Source organism: Parafrigoribacterium humi, assembly GCF_040227205.1.
GTDB lineage: Bacteria > Actinomycetota > Actinomycetes > Actinomycetales > Microbacteriaceae > Parafrigoribacterium_A > Parafrigoribacterium_A humi.
The window spans coordinates 1-12,455 of sequence record NZ_JBELOA010000012.1; the positions used below are offsets into that span (position 1 = coordinate 1).

The 12,455-nt window shown below is 55.1% G+C and carries 11 protein-coding genes; all 11 read right to left on the reverse strand.

What is annotated here, in order from left to right:
* Window positions 1–177: 177 nt before the first annotated feature.
* The 11 genes from ABUA28_RS13755 to ABUA28_RS13805 all read right to left on the reverse strand — a co-directional run bounded on the left by ABUA28_RS13755 (window position 178) and on the right by ABUA28_RS13805 (window position 12,429).
* Entirely contained in the window at window positions 178–1,638 is a 1,461-nt protein-coding gene (locus ABUA28_RS13755; RefSeq protein ID WP_349904856.1) for a hypothetical protein, read from the reverse strand.
* A 7-nt stretch (window positions 1,639–1,645) separates the two neighbouring features.
* Window positions 1,646–4,102 carry a glycosyltransferase gene (locus ABUA28_RS13760; RefSeq protein WP_349904857.1) on the reverse strand — a complete coding sequence of 819 codons (2,457 nt, stop codon included), beginning with the start codon at window positions 4,100–4,102 and terminating at the stop codon, window positions 1,646–1,648.
* A 120-nt stretch (window positions 4,103–4,222) separates the two neighbouring features.
* Complete coding sequence (gene wecB / locus ABUA28_RS13765) at window positions 4,223–5,359, reverse strand: non-hydrolyzing UDP-N-acetylglucosamine 2-epimerase (protein ID WP_349904858.1); 1,137 nt, start codon at window positions 5,357–5,359, stop codon at window positions 4,223–4,225.
* Window positions 5,360–5,361: 2 nt separating this feature from the next.
* A complete protein-coding gene (locus tag ABUA28_RS13770; protein ID WP_349904859.1) occupies window positions 5,362–6,447 on the reverse strand; it encodes a polysaccharide biosynthesis C-terminal domain-containing protein in 1,086 nt (361 codons plus the stop codon).
* Between the two features lie 3 nt (window positions 6,448–6,450).
* The gene (locus ABUA28_RS13775) at window positions 6,451–7,497 is read right to left on the reverse strand and encodes a polysaccharide biosynthesis protein (RefSeq protein WP_349904861.1); all 1,047 of its coding nucleotides are present in this window, start codon (window positions 7,495–7,497) and stop codon (window positions 6,451–6,453) included.
* On the reverse strand, window positions 7,481–8,770 hold the full coding sequence (locus ABUA28_RS13780) for a glycosyltransferase family 4 protein (RefSeq protein WP_349904862.1): 1,290 nt from the start codon (window positions 8,768–8,770) through the stop codon (window positions 7,481–7,483). The genes ABUA28_RS13775 and ABUA28_RS13780 overlap by 17 nt, the downstream gene beginning before the upstream one ends.
* 6 nt (window positions 8,771–8,776) lie before the next feature.
* Complete coding sequence (locus tag ABUA28_RS13785) at window positions 8,777–9,787, reverse strand: ketoacyl-ACP synthase III (RefSeq protein ID WP_349904863.1); 1,011 nt, start codon at window positions 9,785–9,787, stop codon at window positions 8,777–8,779.
* Complete coding sequence (locus tag ABUA28_RS13790; protein WP_349904864.1) at window positions 9,781–10,707, reverse strand: 3-oxoacyl-ACP synthase III family protein; 927 nt, start codon at window positions 10,705–10,707, stop codon at window positions 9,781–9,783. The genes ABUA28_RS13785 and ABUA28_RS13790 overlap by 7 nt, the downstream gene beginning before the upstream one ends.
* Window positions 10,708–10,781: 74 nt before the next feature.
* Window positions 10,782–11,438 (reverse strand): acetyltransferase, encoded by a 657-nt coding sequence (locus tag ABUA28_RS13795; protein ID WP_349904865.1) that lies wholly within the window; start codon window positions 11,436–11,438, stop codon window positions 10,782–10,784.
* A complete protein-coding gene (locus tag ABUA28_RS13800) occupies window positions 11,435–12,199 on the reverse strand; it encodes an SDR family NAD(P)-dependent oxidoreductase (RefSeq protein WP_349904867.1) in 765 nt (254 codons plus the stop codon). Before ABUA28_RS13800 ends, ABUA28_RS13795 begins: the two co-directional genes overlap by 4 nt.
* Entirely contained in the window at window positions 12,196–12,429 is a 234-nt protein-coding gene (locus tag ABUA28_RS13805; protein WP_349904868.1) for an acyl carrier protein, read from the reverse strand. The genes ABUA28_RS13800 and ABUA28_RS13805 overlap by 4 nt, the downstream gene beginning before the upstream one ends.
* Window positions 12,430–12,455: the final 26 nt, after the last annotated feature.

A 12,455-nucleotide genomic window follows, 5' to 3' on the forward strand; every position in this document is an offset into this window, starting at 1 on the left:
GCCGTTTGACACCCATCGAGTTCGAGACCATCATGACCACAACGACCGCAAACGCGGCCTAAGAATACGAGTAACCGAAACCCTCAGCAGTCCCATCCGACCCGGTTTCATGCCGCCTTGGATTGTCGGCGGCTTGGGCGGCTCACCAAAACGACTCTCCCGACGCCCATACACCCCTCAGGATGCCTTACGGAGCTTCTTCCTCTGTGTGACGATCCGCAGTCCTGTGTAGGCGGCTATCACCAAAAGCGTCCAAAAAAGGCCGTGGTCGTAAAATATTGGGCCCTCTCCCGGCAACTGCGAAAATTGATATCCGGCCAACGCTCCCGTGATAGCCAGCGCCCCGATGGTCGCGCTCGCGGTTAGTGGCATACAGGCAAGCAGAGCAAGGATAAGCGAAGCAAGCACCAGCGCAATTATCGCTAGCGGCCACCCCCCAAGCGAATAAGCAGAAATATGCACCGCCTGTGGGGAGGTCCCCTGGCCTTGGAATCCGTCCTGCCCGAAGATCTGCGTGTAGATATAAGTGCTTGGGCGGCATTCTGGGCCCACTCTGAGCTGCGCGATGAGCCCTCCACAGAGCGGCCCCTGCTTGTCATAACTCTCGTAGTAGTAGGGGTAAATCAGCGCCATTCTGTACACGGCGAACAGCCCAAGTCGTGGCCCATACTCGACAGCTGCCGCGGGAATTCCTAAGAGGCCAGAGGAGCCGCTTTGGCGCGCGGGGACCGGCTGCGAAGTGGGTTGGGCCGTCTCACCATCCGAGGGAACTGCAGCACCGGAGTGGACGGGGGCTGGCTGCGTTGTTCCAACTTCGGGAACGGCAACATTCTGCGTCGGCTGTGCCCTCAATACGTGCACAGAAATCAGCAAGAACAACATGCAGAGCAAAACCAATGTCACTAATGCCTTGAGGTATGGACGCTTTCGAGAAAAAGTGAATATGGTCAGACCGAGCCCGATATAAAAGAGCAAGATCGGCCATTTCATGTTCAATGCGATCAGCAGTACGGACATCAGGGCCACATTCACGACCGTAACTATTGCCCAAAATTTTTCGCCAGACTTTAGCCAGCGCACAAGCGAATAAATGGAGAGAAAGACAAGAACTGACTGCAGAGTGGCCATCGGGGCAAAACCGAGGTTTGACAGCAAAAGAAATCTGGCTTGTACGGAAGAAAGTGCGTTAGTACCTGCGAAGGCCAGGTCTAGGGCACCGGCTTGCCAAAACGAAAAGAGCACATAACCAAAGCACACCGACGTGAGAACCAGGTAATCAACGCGTCGAAAATCCGGAATATGACTCGACACTCGAGACACCCAAGTCGACGCTAGTTTCCGGACTCCGACGACAACAACTGGGACAACGACGAATGGCATAGCGAGGAGTAACCAATACCCTGGTGAAAACAGCGTACTGAAACGAAATACAGCCGTGGGTAGCGCCAACCACTTCAGGGACGCCTCCCCGAAAGGCAACGCCAGGAAGAGGTTGCCAAGAACAATTGTGAAGAAATATGCGACCAAAAATGCCAGCGGCTGCAGATTCCTAACGATCCACGCTCGAGAAATCTCGCTAAAGCCCCTTTTCACGGATGCGCTATCAGGGCCTGGTTTCAAATCAAGGGATCGGCTCATAGTCAATCTAGGACTTTCGGCTAGCTATGTACGACACGAGGGCTTTCCCCTGTGCCCCTGCAGTCTTACACGACGCCAGATACTCGCGACCTTCACTCGCCCTGGATCGAGTGAGTGTTCTGTTCACGTGTGCGAATCTCAACGCGGCCGCAAGCGCCTCAACTGTGCCATCTCCACCATCAACAAGAAAGGCGAAATACTCATCCGGGATCGCAGGCATTCGAGTACAGATGACGGGAACGGCGGTCATCATTGTTTCGTGTATTTTTGACGGGAAAACGAAGTGCGACTCGACTAACTTTGGATTTCGTGGTGCAACGAGGAGATCTGCCTCAAGATACTTCTCCAGGATCTGATCTCTATCAATCCTGCCTCCGAAATATATGCCATCACTTTCTGAAGCTGCGCGCTTTGCCAAATCTTCAAAATGGCCAGCTCCGTAGATCTCCAGTCTGAGATTGAGCTCGCTTAGCTCTTCGACCGCCGCGATCAGGGTATTCACGCCCGAATTCTCATCAAGCGTTCCCGCATACATGATTCGAAACGGCGATACAGAGTGTGCTTCTTTTGACCAGTCACTTTTCCAAGGCTGCGAGTCATCGACAAACCCGTTGAGCACAAAAGAATTTCTCCCTTTGAAGAATTCCTTCTGAATGAACCCGCTCACGACGATTTGACCCGAGAATCCGGACAGGAGGAGCCGGACAAATTGGCGGTCAAGCTTCTTCAACCATCGACGGACAAAACCATCAGATTCCAACACGACACCGGGAGGGTCCGTGAAAATGACGATCGGCACAAGACCGTAAGCAAACCGAGCGAGAACTCCATAAAGCAGAAGAGCGGAATTGACTGAATAGACCAAAACATGGCTTGCACCGAAACTGCGAATGGCCGGAGTGGACCGAAACACAAGAGAAACAAATCGAGAGAGGTGCTTGATGACAGGCAAATTAATGAACCCACGCGTAGACCCGGCACTGGCGTATTGGGAGAATGTTTGTCCTCTAACCAAGACGCGCGGCGACAGGGGGTAATCCCGTATCGGTAGGAACGATTCGAGCCGCACCGAGGCACCAGCAGATTCAAGGCTCTTGAGCAGGCTCGATGAAAATACTTGCGTTTGGATGGCGCCGCTCGAGCTCGTTGCCTCAAGCTGCGCCGATAGCTCATCGCTCAAAACAAAACCCACCATCGCCAGGCGAATCCGGTCGGAGTCAGGTTTCATTGCAGATCTCTTTGTGAACCATAGATAAGAGTGAATTCCTTGGCGATGCTTCAAAAAGTAAGCCCCGACTATTCCCGAGGCCACCGAGACGGTGACCATCAGGAATGAAATACCACTCGCCCCAAGCAATTGCCCAGCAGCAAAGCCCAAGAGTATCCAAACTCCCGCGCCCACAACTGCTATTTGCAGTGCCGTTCTTTCTTGCCCCGAGATCTGCAAGATGTGGAGTGACGTTCCCGTGAAAAGGGCAGCATAGAAACCGACTGCCAGAATTACGACACTTCCCATGGCTGGCTGGTAATTCGGGCCGTATGCAAGGTCCAATATCTGCCCAGGAAATATCACGAATAGGAGAAGCCCTGGGAGGACCACAACGAGAGAGAAGAGAATCTTCCGCTGAAGACTCAGGTTCAGCGAACTAATACTGCCTCCGTGGAGCGCACTCGCCACTTGCGGCCCGATTGACGTGATTTGCAAAGCAGGTAGGAGGAGGATCACTCCAGTTATTTTTTGTGCAACGGAGAAATAGGACACTTCTTCTGTGCCCGAGGTAACAGCAAGGATGAGCGGAGGTGCAAGCGCGCTGAAATAGAAAAGGCTCGATGCGGACCCCGTCGAAAACAACGCCTTCCCGTGACTCCGCAAAAACTGCGGGAAGGTCTGCGCCTTGCCAACTTGTGGCGGAGATGAGCCTCGAAGTGTTATCGCCACTGTGACGAGGGCAACAATCGCAACGCCCCACGACGCGGCAAAAAAATCGATGAGAACGGTCAGCGAATCGGGCTTACCACCCAGACCCTGGGCCAATAGAAGCAGCAGTGCAACAAATTGAACAAGCCCGGCTTCGAGTGTCGTCCCGATCACCAGTTTGCCGGTTCCTCGGAGGAACGCCCCCGCCGTCACTGACAGTGCCTGTGGTAGGACGCTAGCGACAAGGAAGAAAATTATGAGGCCTTCCGGCTCACTTCCATTTCTAAAAAGCTGAAATATCCAAAGTCCGATAGCAAGAGGCACGGCGGCGATAACGGACGCGAAGAGGACGACTAACGCAATGAAAGCAGCGTCCCGGTTTACATGCGTGCTGGATACGGCCAGCCTGAGCACCAGGAAATCAGTCCCGAGCCTTGAGACCGTAGCTCCACCCAATATGATCGCCAGCGCTAAGAAGAACACTCCAGATTCCGCCGGCGGCAGTATTCGCGCAACGGCTACCGCAAAAAGCAGGTTAATGCCCACAGCCATCAAGCGGACGACGGCAGCTAAAGACGATCTTCTCATCGCCGCACTAACCGCATAACTGCTCCCAAATTTGCCCCGTCCCAGACCACAGCCTGAACGTTGTGATCGTAGAACCTGTCACTTGCTCACTCGAAGCGCCAGACGGTGAGCATGGGTAGCAACTGTCGAGCGAATGAAACTCACCGCCCGTCGCGAAGCATCGGTACCGCGGTAGTCCACCGGAATAGAGGCAGGCCCATCGGTTTCGAACTGGCTCAGAGTCATCGCGACTGAATCCAGGACGCTTGCCGCTTCGACCCCCGCTGTCATCGTGACACCCGTGTCGATCGCCTCCGGGCGCTCGATGGCATCGCGAAGCGAAACCGCGGGAAATCCAAGCAGAGAAGACTCTTCGCTGATGGTTCCGCTATCGGAGAGCACGAGCTTCGCCGACTTCTGCAGGTGCACGTAATCGTTGAACCCAAAGGGCGCATGAAAGATCAGCTTGTTCTTGAGTTCATCCGACTGGTCTTCAAGGCGCTTACGAGTGCGTGGGTGAGTAGATACCAACACCGGCAGGGCATAATCATCCGCGAGTTGACCCAGTGCACCAAGCACCGAGGCAAGGCGCTCGGGATTGTCGACATTCTCTTCGCGGTGAAGACTAACGAGAAAATAGCCTCCCGCTTCGAGGTCCTGTCGCTCAAGAATGTCACTCGCGTCGATCGCATCCGCATTTGCTTCGAGCACCTCATGCATGGGCGAGCCGGTAAGCAAAATACGCGAAGGGTGCACACCCTCTGCCAACAAATTGCGACGCGCGTGCTCCGTGTAGACGAGGTTGTAGTCAGAGATGTGGTCGACCATTCGGCGGTTCGTCTCTTCTGGCACATTCTCATCGAAGGAACGGTTACCCGCCTCCATGTGGTACACGGGTATTTTCATCCGCTTCGCCATCAGCGCCGAGATGCAGCTATTGGTGTCGCCCAGAACGACCATCGCGTCTGGCGCCTCGGCCTTCAGCACTGCCTCGACCTTGGTCAGGATGGAACCCAGCACCGCCCCGAGAGAGCTGGTATCTGCGTTGAGAAAATGATCAGGCTTACGCAGCCCCAGGTCTTCGAAGAAGACCTCATTCAGCTCGTAGTCATAGTTCTGCCCCGTGTGCACGAGCACGTGGTCGGTGTATCGGTCGAGACGTTTGATCGTTGCCGCGAGGCGGATGATCTCCGGCCGCGTGCCAACAACGGTCATCACCTTCAGTCGATCAACCATAGTCACACTGTCTCCGCAATCGTGTCGGGTGCCAAAGGGTCAAAAATATCGTTGGTCCAGAACGAGGTGTAAAGAGCGCCTGAACCCGTGTTCGTGATCTTGTGTACCCACATGGTCGGCATGTCGACAGCCATGGGCTCATCACCAGTAACCGCGAACTCGTACAGGGTATCTGTGAAGAGTCGGCGGAGCGTTATCGTCGCCGATCCCGCCAGGACCGTGAAACGCTCGATCTTCCTTCGATGAAAGTGATCTCCACGGCTGATCGACGGCGAGGTCGTGGAAAAAGACGACTGGCCACTTCCCCCGTGCGAGCGAATGATCTCGAAGAACGATCCACGCGAATCGGCATGCCGCGTCAAACGGATGGGCGCTTGCTCGGGAAAGGTGTAGGAACGGAATGTATTGAACAGGTCGCGATCGAACTTGCCGGCCACGTCGGGGATTTCGCCGCGACGATAGACGGACGCAATTTCGCTGAGACGACCGAGCAGGCCACCGACTGTCTCGCGAACTGGGGCCGCCTCATCATCTGCCGTGCCCAAAAGTAAGTCCGCCGCGTCTTGGGCGTGCAGGAGTGTTAATTCCTTGTCGCGATCCACCGTCGGCACTTTGCCCTCGGAAAGCAACTGACAGAACGTAGAAGTGACCGCGTTGTAAAAAGGGCGCCCGTGCTCGCCAAACAGGTTCGGGAGGATCACATCGTGAAACTCAGCGCCAACGGCTCGCGCCGCGGCACCCAGTGTCGCGGCCGCCTCGGCCTTGGCATCACCGTAAATGCTCCCGTTGGTCGCCTGTGTGGAGTTCGCAAAGACCACAACGGCAGGAGGCTCCGGAGCGCGACGAAGCGCTTCAGCCATCTGGTCCGCAAAGCCCACATTCCCGTCCCGGACCTCGTCATCCGAGCCACGATTGACGCCCGCGATGTGAAGCAGTCGTGATGTGCCTGATATCGATGCCGTAGCTGAATCCAGGTCGAAGCCGGAACCAACCTTGACGGACCGAACCCCCGCGTTGCTCTCACGAAGCGCAGCACGAGTGTGCCAGCCGAGAAAACCGTTCGCCCCGGTCATGGCAACATCGGTCATCGGTTAGCTCATCCTGATAGTCGGAAGCCCCGCGCTGACGAGCTCAGCGCGCAGCTTCGGCAAGGTCAACAAGAGGTCTTCTACCTCGCCCACCGTCATTCGCTCAACCGTGTGCGAGTCGTAGTCCTTGTACTGCGTCTGAGTCACGTCACCCTCATCGACATAAGTGCTGTAATTAAGATCACGACTATCCGCGCGAATGCGGAAATAGTTGCCCATGTCTTCCGCGCGAGCCAACTCTTCACGACTCGCGAGCGCCTCGGAGAGCTTCTCGGCGTGCCGCGTACCGATCACGTCTACGGTGGCGGAAGAGTGGAAGAGATTGATAACGGCCTGGGCGAGATCGCCCACCGTGCATGCCCTTGCCTTGCGAATGAAAAGGTCGCCCTGATCAGCGTTGTGGAAGGCAAAATCGACAAGGTCGACCGAGTCTGCAAGCGACATCATGAACCGCGTCATCGCGGGGTTGGTAACCGTGAGGTTCTTGCCCTCCTTCAGTTGCCCGATGAACAGCGGAATGACGGATCCGCGCGAGTACATGACATTCCCATAACGAACGCACGAAACATTAGTCGTCGCGTTCGGGTTGTTCAGCCCGTGGGAGCGCGCAACTTTCTCCATCATTGCCTTTGTCATCCCCATAGCGTTGACCGGGTACACCGCCTTGTCCGTGCTCAAACACACGAGAGATTTCACCCCACAGTTCTCCGCGGCGCGCACGACGTTCTCGCTGCCGAGGATATTCGTGCGCACGGCCTCCATGGGGAAGAACTCGCACGATGGAACCTGCTTAAGTGCCGCTGCATGGAAGACGTAGTCCACGTCGCGCGTCGCTCTCTCCACACTGAGGTAATCACGAACGTCGCCAACGTAAAAGTGCAGACGTGGGTCGTGCATCTCATGCCGCATGAAGTCCTGCTTCGCTTCATCACGGCTCAGGATTCGAACCTGGTCCGCGCCCTGTGAAAGGAGCTTTGCGGCCACCGTGTGCCCGAAGGACCCGGTTCCTCCTGTGACGAGGATCTGCTTGCCTTTATAGGCTTCTGGCATTACTTTTCTTTCTGTTCGAGAGATGGACGGCAGACGCCAATATCCTCTCAATTTTGTCGACTCCACTCGACTTGGACATGACAGCGTTATAGTATGCGCGCGATTTCTCACCCATGCGGCTTCGCTCATCAAGCGATAATCCATAGGCGCGGGCGAACGTCGCGGCCAGGGCTGCAACGTCTCCTGGTGCGCTGACGAGCCCGAGACCTTGCTCGACGACGATATCGCTGACATCTCCTGCAACCGTCGTAATCACAGGAATCCCATTTGCGATGCTGTTTTGGAACTTCGACGGTATGGTTCCACGAAAAATGGCGAGATCCTGGAGCGGGATTATTTGAAAGTCCGACTCAGCGTAAATTTCACCCATTTCACTGGGCAACACGCGTCCACGAAACAGAACATTTGTCGCGCCAAGCTCTGCAACAAGGCGAACCAGTCTGCGACTGGCCACCCCAGCACCAACCAGGGTCAACGTGAACCCATCTAGATCTTTGGCCAAAGCCGCAGCTCGCACTACTGTTTCAAGATCCTGGAGCTCACCTAGGTTGCCCGCGTAGACTACCGAAAGTCGGTTCACCTGACGAGGCGGTTCTTCAGATGCTGATATCCCTCTTGGGGTGCTGTCTTCCTCAGCCCAGTTGAAAACCATGTGAAGCTTGCGCTCGTCCACGCCACGATCAACAAGCATCCCCCGCATCGTCGGCGCGATCGCAATAATTGCAGCTGAGCGGCGATAGATGGTCGAGAGCCAAGGCTTGAGAATCAAGTTGAGGGAATTCTTTAGGTGCTTGCCTTTAACCATTGACGATCCGGTAATGGAGTCGGGCCACAAGTCCTGAATGTGCAGAACGAAGGGAATCCCACGCGTTCTCGTCCATACGCTCGGGCCAAATGCTGCCGTCATTTGCGTGGCGTACACGTAGATGACATCAGCATTGCGTACGAAGCGTCCCGCTAAGAGTGTGCTGACCGCAAAAGATGCGTAGTTAGCGAACCGCGCAATGGAATTCTGAGAATGACTAATGACGAGAGGAACACGACGTACACGTACGCCGCCATCATTTTCATAGTGAACTAGGCGCTGACGAAAGCCAGCATAGAGTCTGCCCTCTGGATAGTTCGGGTAACCAGTGACAACTCGAACCTGATGCCCCCGCCGCGCGAGTTCCTGGGCGATCCCATTAGGGATCTTTGCGTCCTCCGGTTTGTAGTACTGAGTGACTATTGCAATTTGCAATTGCCCATCACCAGTTCTGGTTCGAGTCGGCACGCATTATCACCAATTGACTACCAATCCACCCCATGACAGACCCACCCCGAATCCAAGAAGCATTACTCTCATCCCTGGCTTCAGAATTCCCTGTCTGACGGCCTCGGTGATTGCGATGGGAATTGTCGAGGAGACTGTATTTCCGAAGTCAGCAAGCGAAACGAAGAATCGCTCTGCGCTAATGCCCAACTTCTTACGGAGGTGCTCAAGCATGAAAGCATTCGCCTGATGGAAGATAAAAAGATCAACCTGCTCCATTGTGAGCTGAGCTTTCTGCAGGATGTTCACAACAGTCTCGGGGACGACCTCCAACGTGAAGTTGAAGATTGCGGGACCATCCATGTACAAGTCGAATCCGTTTGAGACCAGTCCTCGAACATCTGCCGACGATCGAGGCGCAAGATCTTCCCCGGAGCGTATTCCTCCGTTTGGAACGACCAACGCCCCACCACGATTGCCATCCGTCCCATAACTAAAGGCGTAGAGACTCTCCGGGCCTTCAACTCCGCTCACAAGGGATGCCGATGCCCCGTCTCCGAAAATTGTACGAACCGACTTGTCCCCAGCATTCACAAACTTGCTATAGGTGTCGGCCGTGACAACGAGCACATTCCTGGCCATAAGGGACTCAACTAGTCCCTTGGCCAGCCCTAACGCGTAGATATAACCCGAACAACCCAGATTCATATCAGTGGCACCAATGCCCGCTCGAAGCCCAAGCCGACGCTGGACCTCTTGTGCCGTGGATTGCGTAGAGAAATCGGGACTCTGCGTGCAAAGAATGAGGAAATCAATCGACTCCACGTCGGCATTGCTGCTGGCAAACAGAGCGCGGGCAGCACCAACGGCTAGATCTGAGGAGAATTCATCTACACTTGCGATATGCCTAGTGTTGATGCCCGTTTTCCCTGCTATTTTTTCAACAGACCATTCGGGAAACTTTAAGGCCAGATCTTCATTCGTCAGCGTCATCGAGGGCACGAAATAATCTACTGCAACGATTTTTGCGGTCACCATGTGACTAAGGCCCCTCCCCAAGTGAAGTCGGCGCCGACACCCACCAGTATGAGCCTGTCGCCTGCCTTGATTCGAGCGCCTTGAACCGCGTCCGCCAGCGCTATAGGGATCGTGGACGACCCAACATCTCCATAGCCTTCAAACGGAACGATGAACTTCTCAGCCGGAACACTCATTTCCTTACTCAGGCGATCAATCGACCGACCGCTTGCGTCTTGCACTACAAACAAATCCACATCAGCCATTGCCAGTCCCGAAGTGCTGAGTACCTCATTCACGCAAGTGGAAACGAGCCGAGCTTCGACTTCGACTTCGACTTCGACTTCGAACAGCTCAACGCGATTCGCGTCCGCATCGTAACCGTTCGGCTGAATCTCACGAGTGCGTACCGAAGCCTCAGGAGACATAATTCCGCCGGGACGCAGTCCTCCGCTTGGGACGAGAGTGCCCGGCCCTACGTCGCTATACGCTCCAAACGCGACACCGTTGAGTCCGTCATGACTCGCATCTGCAACGATGAGTGTCGCTGCAGCGCCATCGCCGAATAACTCAGCGCTCCCTGAAGACGCAAACCTGCTATGCGTCTCGGCAGTGACTACCAAGACATTGCGAACTTGCTCCGATTCGATCAGACCTTTGGCGAGGCCCAGAGCATAAGCGAACCCAGGACCGCTTAATGTGATGTCGACTGCTCCAACATCCGTGCGCATCCCAATCTGGGCTTGTACGAGGCAAGCTGTGGTCGGTAAGAAGTAGTCAGGGCTCTGAGTGCACAGAATCAAGTAGTCAATACCGGTGGGGTCGATGTTGTGAGTTACCAACAGCTTGCGGGCAGCCGAAGTCGCCAGGCCCGAAGTAAATTCATTCTCGCTCGCGACCGGATGCATGCGAGTTCCAGCACCCTTCGTAAGCTCTTCCACCGCCGCATCCGCGCGATCATTTGTTGGCTTCCTGCGAGCAAGTACTGCTCTTGGCAGAACGTAGTCTGTTGCAGCTATTCGCGATCTGATGTGGGCCTCTTTCCAACGACTACGCTCGGGTTCCCGAACGTAGTCACACGTGTAGGAACGTCTTTTACGACGATGCTGCCCGCTCCGACTATTGAACCCGTGCCAATCCGCTTGCCAGGAATGACACTCACAGCAACTCCTAAAAACACGCCATTCTCCAAGACATCTTGGCCTGTGAGGTTGCAGGCTGGGCTCATAGTGACAAAGTCACCTATGTGAACGTCGTGACCGACCGAGCAACCAATGTTCACATGGACATGGCTACCAATCCGCACATCGCTCGTTATCACCACATCGGGGCATATAACCGAGCCCAGCCCGATCTCGACGTTGTCTCCTAATAATGCTCGATCATGGATAAAGGTCACCATGCGAGCATTCTTGGTCTCGAGCACGGCGACCACGTGCTCGCGCACGCTCGGCGACCCAATCGCGCAAACTACCAGGTCGCTCTCCTCGGGAACGTAGTCAAGCAGTGTCGAAACAATTGGGGCCTGCACCGCAACCTTCGGAACATTGTCATCGACAAAGACGATATCTTCGACACCAAGAGAATCCCGCCATCGCGGTGACGTATTCACCCAGCCGTGTACCTCGCGACCGAAGCCGCCTGCACCGATGATGACGAGTCGATTGTTCATTTGGCGGTGTACCCACCGTCAACGACCAACGAACTGCCAGTTATCCAGCGCGATGAATTTGAAAGGAGAAAGAGTATTGCGTTCGCGACATCACTAGGCTCTCCAAGCCCAAGCGGATGCGCGTCAGACACGGTCTGAAAGCTCTTTGCACCAATCTGCTCTTGTAGCCCCTTCGTCATTTCGGTGCGAACGATGCCTGGACAAACACAGTTGACGCGGATATCTTCGCGAGACAACTCAAGCGCCAGAGATTTCGTCACTGTAACTAGTGCGCCTTTCGCTGCGGAGTATGCACTTACCCCCGACTGCCCAACTAACCCCACAGCAGACGACAGAAAAACCAGGCTCGCTGACGGTTTTCTGACCTGTTTCTGCCTGAAACCTTTCGCCAACATAAGGGCTGCTGTGACGTTGAGGTCCAACATCCCCTGGATATCAGCCGTTCGAATCGATCGCAATGAAGAGACCTGGTGAGTGCCTGCGGAATGCACCAAACCATCGAGGCCGCCTAGATCTTGCGCAACTCCACGAACCACACCCGAAATGCCCTCTGTGTTGGACAGGTCATAGGGGACAACGAGATGCCCTGAACCATGCAGTTCAGTTACAACCTCCTCCAAAACGGTGGCCCGTCTAGCTAGCAATGCGACCCGCGCACCGTACCTGCTCGCACGGATTGCGGTTTCTTTACCGATACCCGAAGACGCTCCAGTGATTAAGAGAGTTTTCTGGCCAAGACCCAGAAAGTCCTCGGAAATCACGCGACGGCGACCGAGTCCGCGAATAGCTTGTATAGATCTGAGACGACTTGGCCTTGGCCGAGTCGATCAGCGTCCAGAGTTACACCAAACCTCGTGTCGACCTCTGCGATAAATGTAATGTTCGCGAGAGAGTCCCAATCAATGTCCTCGAGCCTGTCCGAAAGGGCCAGCGTGCTGGCATCGACCTCAAGGATCTCCGCTACGAAACTGATGAACTCTTCCTTTTCCATTTCAACCACTCCGTCTATCGATTTGG

What these genes read in the sequence shown, in the direction of transcription:
- ABUA28_RS13775 (WP_349904861.1), bottom strand. Translation starts at nt 7,497, where the DNA reads ATGCCAGAAGCCTATAAAGGCAAGCAGATCCTCGTCACAGGAGGAACC.
- ABUA28_RS13785 (WP_349904863.1), bottom strand. Translation starts at nt 9,787, where the DNA reads ATGGTGACCGCAAAAATCGTTGCAGTAGATTATTTCGTGCCCTCGATG.
- ABUA28_RS13795 (WP_349904865.1), bottom strand. Translation starts at nt 11,438, where the DNA reads ATGAACAATCGACTCGTCATCATCGGTGCAGGCGGCTTCGGTCGCGAG.
- ABUA28_RS13805 (WP_349904868.1), bottom strand. Translation starts at nt 12,429, where the DNA reads ATGGAAAAGGAAGAGTTCATCAGTTTCGTAGCGGAGATCCTTGAGGTC.
- wecB (WP_349904858.1), bottom strand. Translation starts at nt 5,359, where the DNA reads ATGGTTGATCGACTGAAGGTGATGACCGTTGTTGGCACGCGGCCGGAG.
- ABUA28_RS13755 (WP_349904856.1), bottom strand. Translation starts at nt 1,638, where the DNA reads ATGAGCCGATCCCTTGATTTGAAACCAGGCCCTGATAGCGCATCCGTG.
- ABUA28_RS13770 (WP_349904859.1), bottom strand. Translation starts at nt 6,447, where the DNA reads ATGACCGATGTTGCCATGACCGGGGCGAACGGTTTTCTCGGCTGGCAC.